Annotated in this window: 16 protein-coding genes; 12 read left to right on the forward strand and 4 right to left on the reverse strand. The window is 67.5% G+C overall.

The features are described from left to right. The first annotated feature begins 64 nt into the window (after positions 1-64). The 5 genes from SK224_RS15485 to SK224_RS15505 all read left to right on the forward strand — a co-directional run bounded on the left by SK224_RS15485 (position 65) and on the right by SK224_RS15505 (position 4,684). Positions 65-1,291: an inorganic phosphate transporter gene (locus tag SK224_RS15485; protein ID WP_137416529.1), complete on the forward strand. Its 1,227-nt coding sequence runs from the start codon at positions 65-67 to the stop codon at positions 1,289-1,291. Continuing rightward, entirely contained in the window at positions 1,291-1,626 is a 336-nt protein-coding gene (locus SK224_RS15490) for a peptidase (RefSeq protein WP_320435537.1), read from the forward strand. The genes SK224_RS15485 and SK224_RS15490 overlap by 1 nt, the downstream gene beginning before the upstream one ends. Positions 1,627-1,660: 34 nt before the next feature. Further along, on the forward strand, positions 1,661-2,578 hold the full coding sequence (locus tag SK224_RS15495; protein ID WP_320435538.1) for a phosphodiesterase: 918 nt from the start codon (positions 1,661-1,663) through the stop codon (positions 2,576-2,578). Positions 2,579-2,693: 115 nt separating this feature from the next. Then, complete coding sequence (locus SK224_RS15500; RefSeq protein WP_320435539.1) at positions 2,694-4,157, forward strand: aspartate ammonia-lyase; 1,464 nt, start codon at positions 2,694-2,696, stop codon at positions 4,155-4,157. A gap of 77 nt (positions 4,158-4,234) precedes the next feature. After that, positions 4,235-4,684: a DUF4190 domain-containing protein gene (locus tag SK224_RS15505; protein WP_320435540.1), complete on the forward strand. Its 450-nt coding sequence runs from the start codon at positions 4,235-4,237 to the stop codon at positions 4,682-4,684. A gap of 50 nt (positions 4,685-4,734) precedes the next feature. On the opposite strand, the gene SK224_RS15510 is transcribed toward SK224_RS15505, so the two are convergent. After that, the gene (locus SK224_RS15510; RefSeq protein ID WP_320435541.1) at positions 4,735-5,604 is read right to left on the reverse strand and encodes a fumarylacetoacetate hydrolase family protein; all 870 of its coding nucleotides are present in this window, start codon (positions 5,602-5,604) and stop codon (positions 4,735-4,737) included. A gap of 38 nt (positions 5,605-5,642) precedes the next feature. Here SK224_RS15510 and SK224_RS15515 point away from each other — a divergent pair, with 38 nt between their 5' ends. From SK224_RS15515 to SK224_RS15535, 5 genes are all read left to right on the forward strand, one after another. Beyond that, positions 5,643-6,848, forward strand: coding sequence for a PrsW family intramembrane metalloprotease (locus tag SK224_RS15515; protein ID WP_320435542.1), 1,206 nt, complete (start codon positions 5,643-5,645; stop codon positions 6,846-6,848). Positions 6,849-6,922: 74 nt separating this feature from the next. Next, positions 6,923-7,921, forward strand: coding sequence for an adenosine deaminase (gene add, locus SK224_RS15520; protein ID WP_320435543.1), 999 nt, complete (start codon positions 6,923-6,925; stop codon positions 7,919-7,921). Continuing rightward, on the forward strand, positions 7,918-9,270 hold the full coding sequence (locus tag SK224_RS15525) for an NtaA/DmoA family FMN-dependent monooxygenase (protein WP_320435544.1): 1,353 nt from the start codon (positions 7,918-7,920) through the stop codon (positions 9,268-9,270). Before add ends, SK224_RS15525 begins: the two co-directional genes overlap by 4 nt. 151 nt (positions 9,271-9,421) lie before the next feature. Then, positions 9,422-9,790 carry an FKBP-type peptidyl-prolyl cis-trans isomerase gene (locus SK224_RS15530; RefSeq protein WP_320435545.1) on the forward strand — a complete coding sequence of 123 codons (369 nt, stop codon included), beginning with the start codon at positions 9,422-9,424 and terminating at the stop codon, positions 9,788-9,790. A 166-nt stretch (positions 9,791-9,956) separates the two neighbouring features. Continuing rightward, on the forward strand, positions 9,957-10,517 hold the full coding sequence (locus tag SK224_RS15535; protein WP_243227171.1) for a YceI family protein: 561 nt from the start codon (positions 9,957-9,959) through the stop codon (positions 10,515-10,517). Between the two features lie 41 nt (positions 10,518-10,558). Here SK224_RS15535 and SK224_RS15540 read toward each other — a convergent pair whose 3' ends face one another. The 3 genes from SK224_RS15540 to SK224_RS15550 form a co-directional block, all read right to left on the reverse strand. Beyond that, positions 10,559-11,482 carry a DMT family transporter gene (locus SK224_RS15540; protein ID WP_320435546.1) on the reverse strand — a complete coding sequence of 308 codons (924 nt, stop codon included), beginning with the start codon at positions 11,480-11,482 and terminating at the stop codon, positions 10,559-10,561. An 89-nt stretch (positions 11,483-11,571) separates the two neighbouring features. Next, a complete protein-coding gene (locus tag SK224_RS15545; RefSeq protein WP_320435547.1) occupies positions 11,572-12,858 on the reverse strand; it encodes an MFS transporter in 1,287 nt (428 codons plus the stop codon). A 5-nt stretch (positions 12,859-12,863) separates the two neighbouring features. Further along, entirely contained in the window at positions 12,864-13,088 is a 225-nt protein-coding gene (locus tag SK224_RS15550) for a DUF167 domain-containing protein (RefSeq protein ID WP_320435548.1), read from the reverse strand. A 148-nt stretch (positions 13,089-13,236) separates the two neighbouring features. On the opposite strand from SK224_RS15550, the gene rpsO reads away from it, so the two are divergent. Together rpsO and SK224_RS15560 are read left to right on the forward strand one after the other, a co-directional pair. Then, positions 13,237-13,506, forward strand: coding sequence for a 30S ribosomal protein S15 (rpsO, locus tag SK224_RS15555; RefSeq protein ID WP_137416542.1), 270 nt, complete (start codon positions 13,237-13,239; stop codon positions 13,504-13,506). A 342-nt stretch (positions 13,507-13,848) separates the two neighbouring features. Continuing rightward, entirely contained in the window at positions 13,849-15,606 is a 1,758-nt protein-coding gene (locus tag SK224_RS15560; RefSeq protein ID WP_320435549.1) for a DUF262 domain-containing protein, read from the forward strand. Position 15,607 lies beyond the last annotated feature (1 nt).

Below are 15,607 nucleotides of genomic sequence, written 5' to 3' on the forward strand. Positions count from 1 at the left end.
ACTGTTCGTTCGCGCCGCCGTTCGCTCGGCTCTCCCTCCTTCTCCCTCTCCCCGAAAGCGAACGGTGGAAACCGCAGCACTGATCGTCGTCCTGATCATCGGACTCGCGCTCTTCTTCGACTTCACCAACGGCTTCCACGACACCGCCAACGCGATGGCCACGCCCATCGCGACGGGTGCCCTGAAGCCGAAGGTCGCCGTCCTGCTCGCGGCGGGACTCAACCTCGTCGGCGCGTTCTTGTCGACCGAGGTCTCCAAGACCATCTCGCACGGCATCGTGCGTGAGGACCAGATCTCACCCGGGGCCTTCCTTCCGCTGATCTTCGCCGGCCTCATCGGCGCGATCACCTGGAACATGCTGACGTGGTTGCTGGGTCTTCCCTCCAGCTCGTCGCACGCGTTGTTCGGGGGATTGATCGGCGCGACGCTCGTGGGGATCGGCGCCTATGCGATCGACTTCGGCGTCGTGCTCAGCAAAGTCATCCTCCCGGCCCTGATCGCCCCGGTGACCGCGGGCGTGATCGCTTTCGCCGCGACCAAGCTCGCCTACGCCATGACCCGCCGCTACGACGGCAAGCCGGACGGCCGCGACGGGTTCCGCTGGGGGCAGATCTTCTCGTCCTCCCTCGTCGCCCTCGCCCACGGCACCAACGACGCGCAGAAGACGATGGGCGTCATCACCCTTGCGCTGATCATGGCCGGGTGGCAGGACTCGGCCCACGCGGATCCCCAGCTCTGGGTCATCTTCGCCTGCGCCTTCACGATCGCCCTCGGCACGTACATGGGCGGCTGGCGCATCATCCGCACGCTCGGCAAGGGCCTCACCGACGTGAAGCCCGCCCAGGGATTCTCGGCGGAGAGCTCCACCGCCGCCACGATCCTCGCCTCCAGCGCCCTCGGCTTCGCCCTGTCGACCACGCAGGTGGCATCCGGCTCGGTCATCGGGTCGGGGCTCGGTCGCCGCGGCGCGAAGGTGCGCTGGCGGACGGTCGGTCGGATCACGATCGGATGGCTCCTCACGCTTCCTGCCGCGGGCATCGTCGGCGCTGCGGCGGCCCTCATCGTGGCCTGGCTCGGCCCGTGGGGCATCGCGATCGACGCGGTCCTGGCCGTGATCATCGTGCTCCTGCTCTTCCTGCGTTCGCGCCGCGACGAGGTCACCGCCGCCAACGCAATGAGCGAGGTCGCCGACTCCGGGCGCGCCGTCAAGGTCAAGCGCAACCCGCCGCCCACGCGCCGCCAGCGTCGCTTGGAGCGCGAGCGGGCCCGTCAGGAGAAGGGACAGCGCTGATGGACGTCCAGATCGATTGGCTCGCCTTCGTACAGGTCTTCTTCGCCGCCCTCGTCGCTGCGGTCGCGGTGGTGGGAAGCTACGCGCTCGGACTCCGGATGCTGGTGCGCGCCGGTCGTGCGCCGGTGGTCGCCCCGGCGGAGTTCACCGATGCGATCACCGTCATGACCGACAAGCAGCGTGCCAAGGCGGAGAAGGCCGCGGCCAAGGCGGCCAAGCGCTCGCCGCTGACCGACGCGCAGAAGCGGATGGCGTTCGCCGTCGCGTGCGCGGCCTTCGGTTTCTGCGCGCTGGCGGTGCTGTCGGGACTCCTGCTCATCGTCATCGGCCACTGATCACAGCGTCGGTGGCGGGTCATAGGGTGGCGGTATGAGTGCCGCACCCGCCGCTGTGCAGTTCGGGCAGCATCCGCCCGCTCTGCGTTCGATCGTCCACCTGAGCGACACGCACTTCCTCGCCGGCAACGCGGCGCTGGGTGGGCGCTACGACACGCTGGCGAACCTGCGGCGTACCGTCGCCGCGATCGATCGCACCCGCATCCGCCCCGATGCGGTGGTGTGCACGGGCGACCTCACCGACCTGGGCGAGCCGGAGGCCTACCGCGCGCTGCGTGAGGTGCTCGAGCCCGCGGCCGAACGGTGGGGCGCGCCGCTGATCTGGGTGGCCGGTAACCACGACGAACGCGCGCCGCTGCGCGCCGAACTGCTGGGCGGTGCGCCGAGCGACGAGCCGGTCACTGCCGTCCACGACCTCGACGGCCTGCGTCTGATCGTTCTCGATTCCACCGTGCCGGGGTGGCACCACGGCGAGATCGACGATGGGCAGCTGGCATGGCTCGCCGATGTGCTGGCGACGCCCGCGCCACTGGGGACGCTCCTGGCACTGCATCATCCGCCGCTTCCCAGCCACATCCCGTTCTTCGACATCCTCGAACTCCGAGACCAGCACCGACTGGCCGATGTCGTCCGCGACAGCGATGTGCGCGGTATCCTCGCCGGACACCTCCACCACTCGACCTCCGGCACCTTCGCCGGGGTGCCCGTGAGCGTCGCGGCCGCGACGTGCTACACGATGGATCTCGCTCGCCCCGCGGACGAGGTCAACGGGATGGATGCGGGGCAGTCGTTCCACCTCGTGCACGTCTACGACGACACGGTCACGCACGCCGTCGTGCCGGTCGTCGATGCCGAGACAGCGGACTTCTTCACGCCGGAGTGGGTTGCGGACATGGTCGCTCTCAGCCCGGCTGCGCGGCTCGACGCCTTCTCACGTAAGCGTCCCCGCTGACGCTCGCCGCCCGGGAGGGTACCGGGTCCGGGGTGTACGCCGTGTCCGGTGATACGCGTGAGTGCGGCGATTAGGCTCGGTCACGCAACCGGCCGACGACCCACAAGGACAACGCATGCCAGAGCACGCAACGACGCGTACCCGTATCGAGACCGACTCCCTCGGGACCCTCGAGATCCCCGCCGATGCCTATTGGGGCATCCACACGGCACGAGCCCTCGAGAACTTCGACATCTCCAAGCGTCCGATCTCCGTCTACCCCGACCTCGTGGTCGCGCTCGCGATGGTCAAGCAGGCCTCTGCCCGAGCGAACCGCGAGATCGGGGTGCTCGATGCGGAACGCGCGTCGCTCATCGATCGCGCCGCGCAGGAAGTCATCTCGGGTCGGCATCACGACCAGTTCGTGGTCGGCGTCATCCAGGGCGGTGCCGGCACCTCGACCAACATGAACGCCAACGAGGTCATCACCAACGTGGCGCTCGAGCTCGCCGGTCGCGAGAAGGGCGACTACGCGTTCCTCTCGCCGATCGATCACACCAACCGCAGCCAGTCGACGAACGACGTGTACCCGACCGCGATCAAGGTCGGTCTCTCGCTCACCCTGCAGAGCCTCCTGGTCGAGCTCGACCTGCTGCGCCAGGCGTTCCTCGACAAGGCGCGCGAGTTCCACGACGTGCTCAAGGTCGGCCGGACGCAGTTGCAGGATGCGGTGCCGATGACGCTCGGGCAGGAGTTCCACGGCTTCGCCACGACGCTGGGGGAGGACCTGCACCGGTTGCGGGAGAACGCCTGGCTGCTGCACGAGGTCAACATGGGTGCGACCGCCATCGGCACGGGGATCACGACGCATCCGGACTACGCTCCCGCCGTGCTCCGCCACCTTCGCGAGGTCACCGGGCTGGATCTCGCGACGGCTGACGACCTGGTCGAGTCCACGAGCGACACCGGCTCGTTCATGTCGTTCTCGTCCTCGCTCAAGCGCAACGCGATCAAGCTCTCCAAGATCTGCAACGATCTGCGGCTGCTCTCCAGCGGTCCGCAGGCGGGTCTGGGTGAGATCAACCTGCCCGCGCGGCAGGCGGGTTCCAGCATCATGCCCGGCAAGGTCAATCCCGTCATCCCCGAGGTCGTCAACCAGGTGGCGTTCGCCGTCGTCGGCGCGGACATGACGGTCACGATGGCGGTCGAGGGCGGCCAGCTGCAGCTGAACGCCTTCGAGCCGGTGATCGCGCACTCGATCTTCCAGTCGATCACCTGGATGCGCCAGGCCATGTGGACGCTGCGGGTGAACTGCGTCGAGGGCATCACCGCGAATCACGACCGCCTGGGCGCCATGGTCGGCTCCTCCGTGGGGGCGATCACCGCTCTGACGCCCTTCATCGGATACGCGGCCGCGGCGGCTCTCGCGAAGACGGCGCTGCTCACCGGCCGCAACGTCGCCGATCTCGTGGTCGAGGCCGGACTCATGCCGCGCGACGAGGTGCTCAAGCAGCTCTCGCCCGCGCGATTGTCGGGGCTCGAGGCCATCACGGCCGCCATCCCGATCATCGATACGAGCCTCACTCCGACGCAGGACTGAGTGTCGTCCGCGCGACCACGCGGCGCAGCCGATAACGTCGGAGCGCGCACCGTGCCCGCGCCGAATCAGGAGGAATCATGACCGACCCGACCGGATCGCCCGAGAACACCCCGCCGGTCCCGCCGGCCTACCCCGCCGCGCCCCCGGCGTATCCCACGGCGCCCCCGGCCTACGAGACGGCGCCGCCCGCTGCCGGCCAGGTTCCCGGTCCGCCGACTCCCGGCGCACCGGTGCCCGGCAAGACGCTCGGCATCGTGGCTCTCATCGTTGCCTTCTTCGCGCAGCTGATCGGTCTCATCCTCGGCATCGTCGCGCTCGTGCAGAGCCGCAAGGCCGGCGTGCGCAACCTTCCCGCGGTGTGGGCCATCATCGTCAGCGCCGTCCTCATGGTGATCGGGATCATCGTGGGGATCATCCTCATCGTGAGCTTCGCGAGCGTCTTCGACCAGGCCATGCGGTACTGCCTGGAGAACCCCAATGGCTCGTACCAGATCAACGGGGTGACGCAGTCCTGCACCTCTCGCTGAGTCGATCCGCGACCATGGCCTCCACCGGCGCGGTGGGGGCCATGGTCGTTTCAGTCGAGGATGCGGCAGTGCGTCGTGAGTGCGCCGATGCCGTCGATGCCGACCGTCACCGTCGACCGGTCGCGCAGGAAGATCTGCGGATCCCGGGAGTAGCCGGCGCCGCCCGGGCTGCCCGTCGAGATGAGCGTGCCCGGCAACAGCGTCACCGACTGGGAGAGGTGGGACACCAGCGTCGCCACGGGCCGGATCATCTGCCCGGTCGATGCATCCTGCACGGTGTGGCCGTCGACGATCGTCCAGATGTGGAGGTCTTGCGGGTCGGGCACCTCGTCGGCTGTGACCACGAAAGGACCGGTGGGAGTGAACCCGTCGAACGACTTGCAGCGCGACCACTGCGCCTCCGAGAACTGGATGTCGCGCGCCGTGACGTCGTTGACGACCGTGTAGCCCCACACGTGCTCCAGTGCGCTCTCCGGAGGGACGTTCTTCGCGGGGCGACCGATGATCACACCGAGCTCCGCCTCGTAGTCGACGGATTCGCTGAGGCTGCGCGGCCAGCTCGTGGTCTGCTCGTGCCCCGTGAGCGAGTTCGGCCACAGCACGAAGACCGTCGGGGTCTGGTCGGTCTTGAGCCCCAGCTCGCCCGAGTGCGCGGCGTAGTTGAGACCAACCGCGAGGATGACGGGTGGCGCGAGCACCGCCGACGCGAACGCGGTGCCCGCGAGCCCGAAGCGTTCGACCTCCGGCGATGCCGCGGCCTCCCGCACGCGCGCCAGCAGGTCATCTCCGCCGAGGATGAGCTGCTCGAGCGTTCTCGGGGCGTCGGGGAAGAGGGCGTCGACGAAGGCGGCGGAGTCCTCGTCGACGACGACGAGTCTCGGCTCCGGATTCGCAGCGGTGCGGAGGTGGGCGAAGCGCATGCCCTCCACGCTACCGGCGGCGACCGTAGGCTGAGGGAATGACGACCCCCGACGGCCGCCCGACTCTCATCCCACCGGCCTTCGATTCCGCGCTGGCGCAGCCGGTGCACGCCGCTCCGGCGCCGATCGCGCCGCCCGCGACGTCACAGCCACCGGTCGGCACACCGGTCCGCCGCGCGTGGGGGCTCTACGTCTGGGCGGGTGCGCTGCTCGTCGTCCTGCTGGTGGTGCTGGTCGGCTACTTCCTGGAGGCGATCGGTCCGGTCGCCTCGCTCCTGGGGGCGATCCTCGCGCTGCTGCCGCTGGCGGGTGTGCTGTGGGCCCTGCGCATCGTGGACCGTTGGGAGCCGGAGCCGAAGGGGCTCGTCATCCTCGCGCTCGGTTGGGGAGCCATCGCCGCCGTGGCGCTGGCGCTCGGTGTGGATCTCCTTCTGCTGCTGACGTTCGGCCGCGGCGATTCGCAACTCGCCCTCCTGCTGCAGTCGGTCGTGCAGGCGCCGATCGTCGAAGAGATCGGCAAGGGTCTCGGCGTGCTCCTGATCTTCGCGGCGGCGCGACGGTTCTTCGACGGACCGGTGGACGGCATCGTGTACGGCGGGCTGATCGGTGCGGGATTCGCCTTCACCGAGAACATCCAGTACTTCGCGAGCGCCTTCATCGAGGGCGGGTTCGCGCAGGCCTCGGCCACGTTCTTCGTGCGGGGCATCCTCTCGCCCTTCGCCCATGTCATGTTCACCGCGGTCACCGGTTTCGCGCTGGGCCTCGCCGCCCGCCGCGGCGTCCGACTCGGCGGCGCGCTCGGACCCTGGCTCCTGGGGCTCATGGGCGCCATCGCCCTCCACGCGCTGTGGAACGGCTCCGCGCTCCTGGGTGACTTCTTCGCCCTGTACGCCGCGCTCCAGGTTCCTCTCTTCGTGATCTTCGTCGTCGCGATCGTGCTCCTTCGGCGCGAGGAGGCGCGCCTGACGCGGGCGCGGCTGGGGGAGTACGCCGCCGTCGGCTGGTTCACCCCGGAGGAGGTCGACATGCTCGCGACCGCTGCCGGGCGCCGTGCGGCTCTCGCCTGGGCGCGTACGCTCACGGGCAACCGCGTGCCGATCATGCGCACCTTCATCGCCGATGCGACCGCGTTGGCGGCGGCGCGACAGCGCGCGATCAGCGGGCGAGACCCGCGCGCGAGCGCGGAGGAGAGCGCGCTGCTGCAACGCACGGTCGCCGCCCGTGCGGCTCTGTTCGCGCTCTGACCTCGGGCGTCATCTGAGCGAAACACCGCGTCGCTATCGTGAACCGACCAGTTCACTCGACGTCAGGAGCGTCCATGGCCGACTCGGCCCTTCGCGATCTCGCCGCCCTTCCCAAGGGGCATCTCCACGTCCATCTCGAGGCAGCCATGAGGCCCGCGACGCTCGCCGAGCTCGCCGAGGAGATGTCGGTCGAGATCCCGCCGGTGTCCGGCTTCTCCGGCTTCACGGCGTTCGCCGACATGTACCAGGGGCTGCTCGCCGTCCTGGCACGCCCGGAGAACCTCGTGCGGTTGATCGACGAGGCCGTGGCGGATGCGGCATCCGACGGTGCGGTGTACGTCGAGTTCGGCGTGAGCCCGCAGTTCTACGTCGCGGCTTTCGGGACCGTCGTGGCGGCGCTGGACGCCCATCTCGATGCCGTCCGTATCGCCGGTGAACGCCACGGCGTCGAGGTGGGGCTCATGGTCACGGTCGATCGCACCGAACCCCTCGCCGAGGCGATCGCCCTCGCAGAGGCGGCAGCGGCACGCGCGGGTCGGGGCGTCGTATCGCTCGGGCTCGCGAACGAGGAGCGGGGCTATCCCGCCGCGGACTTCGCACCCGCGTTCGAGATCGCCCGCGCCGCAGGTCTCCAGTCCGCGCCCCACGCGGGCGAGCTGGTGGGCCCCGAATCGGTGTGGCAAGCCATCGATGACCTGGGTGCCGCGCGTGTGCTGCACGGCGTGCGGGCGATCGAGGATCCGGCGCTCGTGGCCGAGCTGGCACGGCGCGGGATCTGCCTCGACACCTGCCCCACCTCCAATCTGCTGCTGGATGTCGTCGATGATCTCGCCCGCCATCCGCTTCCGCAGCTGCTGGATGCGGGAGTGCGGTGCTCGATCAACGCGGACGATCCGATCCTGTTCGGTCCCGGCATCCTCGACGAGTACGTCGTCGCACGCGAGCAGATCGGCTTGACCGACCGGCAGCTCGCCGCGTGCGCGTGGAGCTCCATCGAGACCACGCTCGCCGGCGAGGCACTCAAGGCGCGCGCGAAGGCCGACATCGAGGCATGGTTGGGGGAGGAGCTGTGACGAACCTCCACTTCGGCGTCTTCGAGGTCTACGCGCCGCAGGTCGGCGGCACGTACAGCTGGGCGCACCCGCTCTGCGACGCGGCGGACTACCTCGACCCCGAGCGCTGGGTGCGCATGGCGAAGATCATGGACCGTACCGGGTACGACTTCCTCTTCTTCGCCGACGGCTTCGGCTACCCGATGCAGAACGGCGACATCAGTGCGGCCTGTCTGTCTGCCGCCATCAACTTCTCCGGCCTCGATCCGTCGACGATCATCCCGATCCTCGCTCGCGAGACGGAGAAGCTGGGCTTCGTCGTGACCGCGACGACGGGAATGGATCACCCGCTGCCGCTGTCGCGCCGTTTCAGCACCCTCGATCACCTCACCCGCGGGCGTATCGGCTGGAACGTGGTGACGGGCGCCTCCCAGAACGCCGTCGCCGAGCTCTTCGGGCACCCGGAGATGGTCGCGCACGATACGCGATACGAGATGGCCGAGGAGTACGTGTCGCTCGCCCGCAGCTACTGGGAGCAGTCCTGGGACGACGACGCGCTCGTGGCGGATTCCGCCTCCGGGGTCTACATCGACCCGTCCCGCATCCATCGCACCGAGTTCGACGGTGCCCACTACCGCTCGCACGGATACTTCGGCGCTCCGCCGTCACCGCAGCGCACCCCGGTGATCTTCCAGGCCGGTACCTCTCCGAAGGGTCGCGCGCTCGCGGCCTCCCACGCCGAGGGTGTGTTCGTCCAGGCCACGACGCCCGCCCACACGGCGGCGGCCGTCGCCGACATCCGCCGCCGCGCCGCCGAAGCGGGACGCGATCCCGACGAGATCCGCATCATGGCCGGGCTGACGGCGATCGTCGACGAGACGCAGGAAGGTGCCGAGAAGCTCTGGCGGGAGTTCCACGGCATGCAGTCCGACGAGGTCGTGGCGGCGCTGTACGCCGGAAACACCGGCATCGATCTGCTCACGCTCGACCCCGACAAGACCCTCGCGGAGGTCGTGGCCGCCGGCGGCGTCGTCGGTCAGATGGGCACGAGCAACATCGAGCGATTCCTCGGTCGCGACGGCGCCCCGGCGCCGACCGTGCGGCAGATCCTCGACGACCTGCGTGGCAAGGGCACGCGCGGGTTCCGGATCGTGGGCGATGGGGAGTACGTCGCCGATCGCGTCGAGGAACTCGCCGATCAGACGGGCCTCGACGGGTTCCTGTTCGAGCCGGTCTTCGGAACGCGCGACGTCGAGGCGTTCGGGGAGCTGGTGCTTCCACGCCTTCGCGAACGAGGCCGACTGGCAGCGCCTGCCGGTCCGACGCTGCGCGAGCGGATGCGGGAGCACCCCGGAGCTCGTCTGGGGTGAGGCGGAAAAGACTCAGCGCCCGGTGCCGCGGCGATGCCTGCGTGACTCCCGAGCGCTGAGTTGTTCTGATGTCAGGATCCACCTCTCGCCGGGTGCTGTCAAGAGGACCGGCCGCGCCTCGCAGGCGGCACCGACGTGCTTGGATGGAGACATGACTGACAACCGCACGAAGCCCGAGTTCGACGCTCCCGCAGGACCCGCTCCCACTGAGCTCGTCATCCGCGACATCATCGTCGGAGACGGCGAAGAGGCGAAGCCGGGCGACAACGTCACGGTGCACTACGCCGGCGTCGAGTACGAGTCCGGCGAAGAGTTCGACTCCTCCTGGGGTCGTGGCGAGAGCATCCAGTTCCCGCTGCGCGGCCTCATCCAGGGCTGGCAGGACGGCATCCCTGGCATGAAGGTCGGCGGTCGCCGCGAGCTCGTGATCCCGCCCCACCTCGCGTACGGCCCCGCCGGCGGTCACTTCCTCGGAGGCAAGACGCTCATCTTCATCATCGACCTGCTGCAGGTCGGCTGACACGACCTCTCGAAGGGCCCCGGGCACCCGGGGCCCTTCGTCGTGTGTCCACCGGAAGTTCCTAAGACTCTCGTCAGAATTTTGCATTCAAGGGAATACGTTCCCGTGGGATGCGGTTGACTGGACTCGATGCCGCGAAACGCGCGGCCCTGGTTTTGGAGCGAACATGACCGACACGAACGCAATCGAGATCCCCGGATACAAGGCCGGCACCTGGACGCTGGACGCCTCGCACAGCGAGGTCACCTTCGCGGTGCGCCACATGATGATCTCGAAGGTGCGCGGCACCTTCGGTGTGAAGAGCGCCACGATCATCGCCCCGGAGAACCCGCTCGAGGCGAAGGTCGAGGCCACGGTGGACGTCGCCTCCATCGACACCAAGGACGAGGGCCGCGACGGCCACCTGCGTTCGGCCGACTTCTTCGACGTCGAGAACTACCCCACGATGACCTTCGTCTCGACGGGTGTGCGTTACGAGAAGGGTGACTTCCTCGTGGACGGCGACCTGACCATCAAGGACGTCACCAAGCCCGTCACGTTCGAGCTCGAGTTCGGTGGCTTCGGCACCGACCCCTGGGGCAACTACAAGGCCGGCGCCACGGCCAAGACCGTCATCAACCGCGAGGAGTTCGGCCTGACCTGGAACGCCGCGCTCGAGACCGGCGGCGTGCTCGTCGGCAAGGACGTCACGATCGAGCTCGACCTGCAGGGCACGGTCGCGGCCTGATCGCACGAGGGGGACGGATGCAGCCGCATCCGTCCCCTTCGTCATGTCCGGGATCGGCGCCGCAGCCTGTCCTGCGCGAGCAGGATGCCGAGGAAGACGACGAGCGCTCCGACGGGCTCGTTCCACGACACCGTCTCGCCGAGCACGATGGCGCCGAGGAGCACGCCCACGACGGGCGTGATGTACGTGACGGTCGAGGCGCGTGTGGGACCCCAGGTGCGGAGGACGTTCTGATTCCAGATGTAGGCGACACCGGTGCCGAGGCAGCCGAGGAGCACGAGGCAGATGACGATCGCCGCATCCAGTCTTACGGGCGTCAGCGCGATCAACGGCGTCAGAGCGAGCATGATCGCCGCCGCGATTCCGATGTTCAAGAATGAGAAGACCAGGGGGCTCATTCCGCTGTCGGACGTGAAACGGCGCATGTAGGCGAGGCTGAAGCCGTAGCAGGCCGTGGCGCCGAGGATGGCGAGCTGGGCGATGAGGCTCTGATCGGGGGCGAGGCCCTGCCACGGGGCGATGATGACCATCACCCCGAGGATGCCGATGAGGATTCCCGCGATCTGGACGATGCGCAGCTTCTCGACGCGGAACACGGCCCACGCCATCACGGCGGTCATGATCGGGGTCGTCGCGTTGTAGATGCTCGCCAACCCGGAGGTGACGTGCTGCTGCGCCCAGGAGAACAGCAGGAACGGAACGACGCAGAACGAGAGTGCCAGCACGAACATGTGCGCCCACACCACGAGTCGTCGGGGCAGGGTCTCCCGGCGCACGGCCACGAAGATCCCGAGCGTCACAGCCCCCAGTACGAGCCGTGACCAGGCGACCTGGGCGGGGGAGAGCCCGCCCAGCGCGACCTTCATGAACAGGAAGCTGGAGCCCCAGATGATGCCGGTGAGCACGAACTGCACGGCGATGACCGCCTGGCGGGGCGGAGCGGCGGGGCGCGCGACGGGAAGCACGCACCGACTCTAGTGACGGCTGCGGACGCAGTGACGCTCTCGCGGATGCGATGTCCGAAAGCCGCCGCACAACGGCAGCGAGCCGTCGCTCAGGGCACCGGGTGGTGTGCGTCGTACGCACGGAAGCCGGGACTGAGACGCACGAGCACCCCGACGAGCGCGATGATGACGATGCCGCCCAGCAGGGGCGGGAACCACAGCGTCGTGAGGGTCGCGAGGCTCCCGGCGTAGAGCGCTCCGATGCGAGGGCCGCCCGCGACGACCACGACGAAGATCCCCTGCAGGCGCCCGCGCATCGCGTCAGGCACAGCGGACTGCATCATGGTCGAACGGAAGATCGCGCTGACATTGTCGGCGGCGCCCGAGACGGCAAGGACGACGCAGGCGGCGGCGATCAGGACGACATTGAGGTCACCTCCCGCGAACCAACCGAGGGCTGCCGCCACCAGCACGAGCCCGAACACGGCGATCGCGCCGCCGTAGACCTGGATGGCACGCTCGATGCCGACGCCGTGGCGGCGCACCCGGCCGATCGGACCCGAGAACAGGCTGGACAGGAACGCCCCCGCCGCGACCGCCGCGGTGAGGATGCCGGTCGTGACCGGCCCCCCGCCGAGCAGCACGGCGCCGATGCCCGGGAACAGGGCGAGCGGTTGCCCGAACGTCATCGCGATGATGTCCAGGAGGTACTGCATCCGGATGTTGCGTGCCCGGCGCAGGAACGCCCAGCCGTCGCGGAGCGAGTCCAGACCCGGTCTGACGATCGCACCCTCGGGCCGGAGCCGCGGCAGGGTCCACAGGCCGAGGAACAACGAGGTCATGAGCACGACGTCGATCGAGTAGGTCCAGGCGTACCCGGCGGTCGCCACCAGCACGCCGGCGAGTGCGGGGCCGGCCATCACCATGATGCCGACGGTGACGCCGTTCAGGGCGGCCGCGGCCGGCAGCAGTTCGCGCGGGAGCAGTCGCGGCGTGATCGCCGACTTCGTCGCCATCACGACGGAGTTCGCGGCGGAGTTGACGATGCTCAGCGCGTAGAGCCACCAGACGGTCTCGTCGCCGGACCAGGCGAGAGCCGCCAGCAGCGCGGTGGAAGCGAAGGTGATGCAGGCCGCGACCAGGGCGACCATGCGCCGGTCGAACGCGTCGGCGAGCATCCCTCCGTAGAGTCCGGCGAGGACCATCGGGACCAGACCCGCCACCGCGACCATCGCCACCGCGAAGTCGGAGCCGGTGAGCGCGTAGACGTGAAGCATGACCGCGACGATCGTCAGCTGCCCGCCGAGGCCCGCGAGCGTGGAGCCGATCCACATCCGCGCGTACGGTGCGCTGGTGGTGAGCGGGCGCACATCGATCAGGTGGCGCGCGAGCCGCATCCGCCTCACTCCGCGACCTCGATGCGCTTGATGCGAGCGGCGTGACCCGTGCGGATCGTGACGTCCGCGCGGCGGACGCCGAGGTGCGCGGCCAGCGCTGCGATGACGCCGGCGTTGGCTGCGCCGTCGACCGCTCGCTCGCGCACGTGCACGGTCAGGGTGCCGTCCGCATCCGACTCGACGAGGGGGCCGCGTCGCGAGCCGGGCCTGACGCGGATGGTGAACTGCACGGGTGCGAGCGTACCGCGGCGGGAGCGGTCGGAGCCCGCGTCGAACGCTGGTAGACTTTCGAGGTTGCCGTTCGATCGGCCGCGGATAAAGAGAGCCCCCGGATCAGCCGGAGGGCGCCGCGCAACGAGGAGAAAGGGGATCCCATCTATGGCACTCGAGAACGACGTCAAGAAGGCGATCATCGAAGAGTACGCGACGCACCCCGGTGACACCGGATCCCCCGAGGTGCAGGTCGCGATGCTGACGCAGCGCATCAAGGACCTCACCGAGCACCTCAAGGAGCACAAGCACGACCACCACTCGCGTCGTGGTCTGTTCCTCATGGTCGGTCAGCGTCGTCGTCTGCTGGGCTACCTGCAGGACATCGACATCAACCGCTACCGATCGCTCATCGAGCGTCTCGGTCTGCGCCGCTGATCGCAGCGCGATCGCGTATATCGCTTTCTTCGAAGGCCGCCCCACGGTGTGGGGCGGCCTTCGCTTTTGTGTGCCCACCCGCCGCGCCAACAGACGGCAGCGGCTGCCGCGCGACCATCGCTCGCACACTTTCGCATCCGCGATGCTTCTAGACGCGTCGAGTGTGGCGCCGGGTGCGGCCCGTTTCGTGTATCCGTCGTAGAGCCTGGGCGCCGGCGTGCCGGTCGGGCGCCGGGGTGCCGATGGGGTCTTGCCGAGTGTTGTCGCAGGGAGCGGAGTGCCACTGTCAATCGTATCGAACAGACCTATAAGCTCGTTGTCACACCGAACGATCGGAGAACGATGGCTTACGAGGGTCGTCTTCACACCGATGCGAAGCCCGTCGATGACCTCGTTGAGGACGTGCACCAGGGACTCATTCGTATCCCATCATTCCAGCGTGGCCTGCGTTGGCAACGAAGCGATGTAATTCGGTTGTTCGATTCGATCGTGCGGGGTTATCCGATCGGGAACCTTCTTCTTTGGCGGCGCCACGGCGATGAATTCAAAAATATGCCAATCGGAGCGCTGCGCATTGATGCGCCTTCGACCGATTCGGCCCTGTTCGTTGTGGACGGACAGCAGCGGCTGACGTCTCTCGCAAACGCTCTTAGCGATGAAGGTCAAAAGGATCCTCGTTTCGCTCTTGCTTACGATGTTGAGCGGGAGCGGTTCGTGCAGAACCGCAATGTAACGGTGACGGAGATACCGTTACCGATCATCTTCGATCTGACTCGACTGCTGAGCTACTTTAACGAAAATCCGGAGTTGTTATCGCAGCCCGAGTTCATCCAGCGCGCGAATCGGACAGCGAAAGCGATTCGTGAGTTTAGAGTGCCCGTGTACATCGTAGAGCAAAGCGATGAATCGGTGCTTCGCGACATCTTCGACCGGATGAACAACTACGGTCGGAAGCTCACTCGAGCCGAGGTCTTTAGTGCTCTTCACGAGGCTGGCGATGATAACGGAGATTCGAAGGGTGTTGCGCACGATCTTAATGTGATCGCAGATCAGGTCCATGCGCAGACCGGTTTCGGGGTGGTGGACGAGAACACGGTGCTTCTCGCGGTCCTCGCGCGCCGAAAGGCTGATATATCGAGAGACATCCGGCGCGAGTTTGACCCCCCTTCAACCGTTGCCGATCGTCAGGCCTCCGATTTTCCCGGTGAAACACCCGCGGAAGCGAGGAGAGCTGTTGTCGAGGCAATGGTGGCTGCGGTTGAGTTCTTGCAGAACGCTGCAGGTGCTCCGCACTTGGCTATGCTCCCTTACCGATACTTGTTAGTCGTCCTGACTCGATTCTTCTCACACTTTCCAGATCCCGGGTCCGGATCTATCAGAAATCTCCGGCGGTGGTTCTGGCGCGCCGCAGTGCTCGGACCGCAAGTGACGAAGGGGAACATTACATTCGCCACGCGTTCGATGTGCGAGCGGATCCGTCCCGGTGACGAGTTAGGTTCTATTGAAGGATTGCTTGACATTGTCTCTGGACCTTCTCGCACCGATCTCGAAGTTGTCGATTTTCGCACCAATTACGCTACAACCCGAATCATGGTTGCATGTTTATGGGATCTTCGTCCTGCGCGCTTGAACCTCGGTGAGAATGGGGAGGTCGCCAGGTACGGGGTCAATGACCTGTTGGGAGCGCTCGGAGAGCAGAACACTGCATTGGGTGTTACCCCGGCTGTATACAGCGTAGGAGTGGCCGGCAAGGACCGGCGTTCATTGCCGGGCAACAGGATTCTTCTTGCTGATTCCCCAGAGGCACAGATTGAATCACCGTTTGACGCTCTCTGGAGGCTGGCTAGAGATGGTGGAGATAGTGCATCGGCCGCCCTTCTCTCGCACGGAGTGACGGCGGACGCATCCGAACGCATGCTGGCGGGTGATGCCGAAGGGTTCATTGACGTCAGGCAGGAGACTCTTACAGAGGCGCTCCGATCCTTCATTGCTCGTAATGCTGAGTGGAGCTTCGAAGACACGCCTTCGTTGGACTTGTTGGTTGTCGATGACGATCCCGAAGAGCGTGACGACGCCATGATCGCGCCTGCAGGCTACTGAC

Origin of the sequence: Microbacterium sp. BG28, from assembly GCF_034044005.1 — a bacterium.
Lineage (GTDB): Bacteria > Actinomycetota > Actinomycetes > Actinomycetales > Microbacteriaceae > Microbacterium.

What these genes read in the sequence shown, in the direction of transcription:
- SK224_RS15495 (WP_320435538.1), top strand. Translation starts at nt 1,661, where the DNA reads ATGAGTGCCGCACCCGCCGCTGTGCAGTTCGGGCAGCATCCGCCCGCT.
- SK224_RS15505 (WP_320435540.1), top strand. Translation starts at nt 4,235, where the DNA reads ATGACCGACCCGACCGGATCGCCCGAGAACACCCCGCCGGTCCCGCCG.
- add (WP_320435543.1), top strand. Translation starts at nt 6,923, where the DNA reads ATGGCCGACTCGGCCCTTCGCGATCTCGCCGCCCTTCCCAAGGGGCAT.
- SK224_RS15535 (WP_243227171.1), top strand. Translation starts at nt 9,957, where the DNA reads ATGACCGACACGAACGCAATCGAGATCCCCGGATACAAGGCCGGCACC.
- SK224_RS15530 (WP_320435545.1), top strand. Translation starts at nt 9,422, where the DNA reads ATGACTGACAACCGCACGAAGCCCGAGTTCGACGCTCCCGCAGGACCC.
- SK224_RS15490 (WP_320435537.1), top strand. Translation starts at nt 1,291, where the DNA reads ATGGACGTCCAGATCGATTGGCTCGCCTTCGTACAGGTCTTCTTCGCC.
- SK224_RS15545 (WP_320435547.1), bottom strand. Translation starts at nt 12,858, where the DNA reads ATGCGGCTCGCGCGCCACCTGATCGATGTGCGCCCGCTCACCACCAGC.
- SK224_RS15560 (WP_320435549.1), top strand. Translation starts at nt 13,849, where the DNA reads ATGGCTTACGAGGGTCGTCTTCACACCGATGCGAAGCCCGTCGATGAC.
- SK224_RS15510 (WP_320435541.1), bottom strand. Translation starts at nt 5,604, where the DNA reads ATGCGCTTCGCCCACCTCCGCACCGCTGCGAATCCGGAGCCGAGACTC.
- SK224_RS15515 (WP_320435542.1), top strand. Translation starts at nt 5,643, where the DNA reads ATGACGACCCCCGACGGCCGCCCGACTCTCATCCCACCGGCCTTCGAT.
- rpsO (WP_137416542.1), top strand. Translation starts at nt 13,237, where the DNA reads ATGGCACTCGAGAACGACGTCAAGAAGGCGATCATCGAAGAGTACGCG.
- SK224_RS15500 (WP_320435539.1), top strand. Translation starts at nt 2,694, where the DNA reads ATGCCAGAGCACGCAACGACGCGTACCCGTATCGAGACCGACTCCCTC.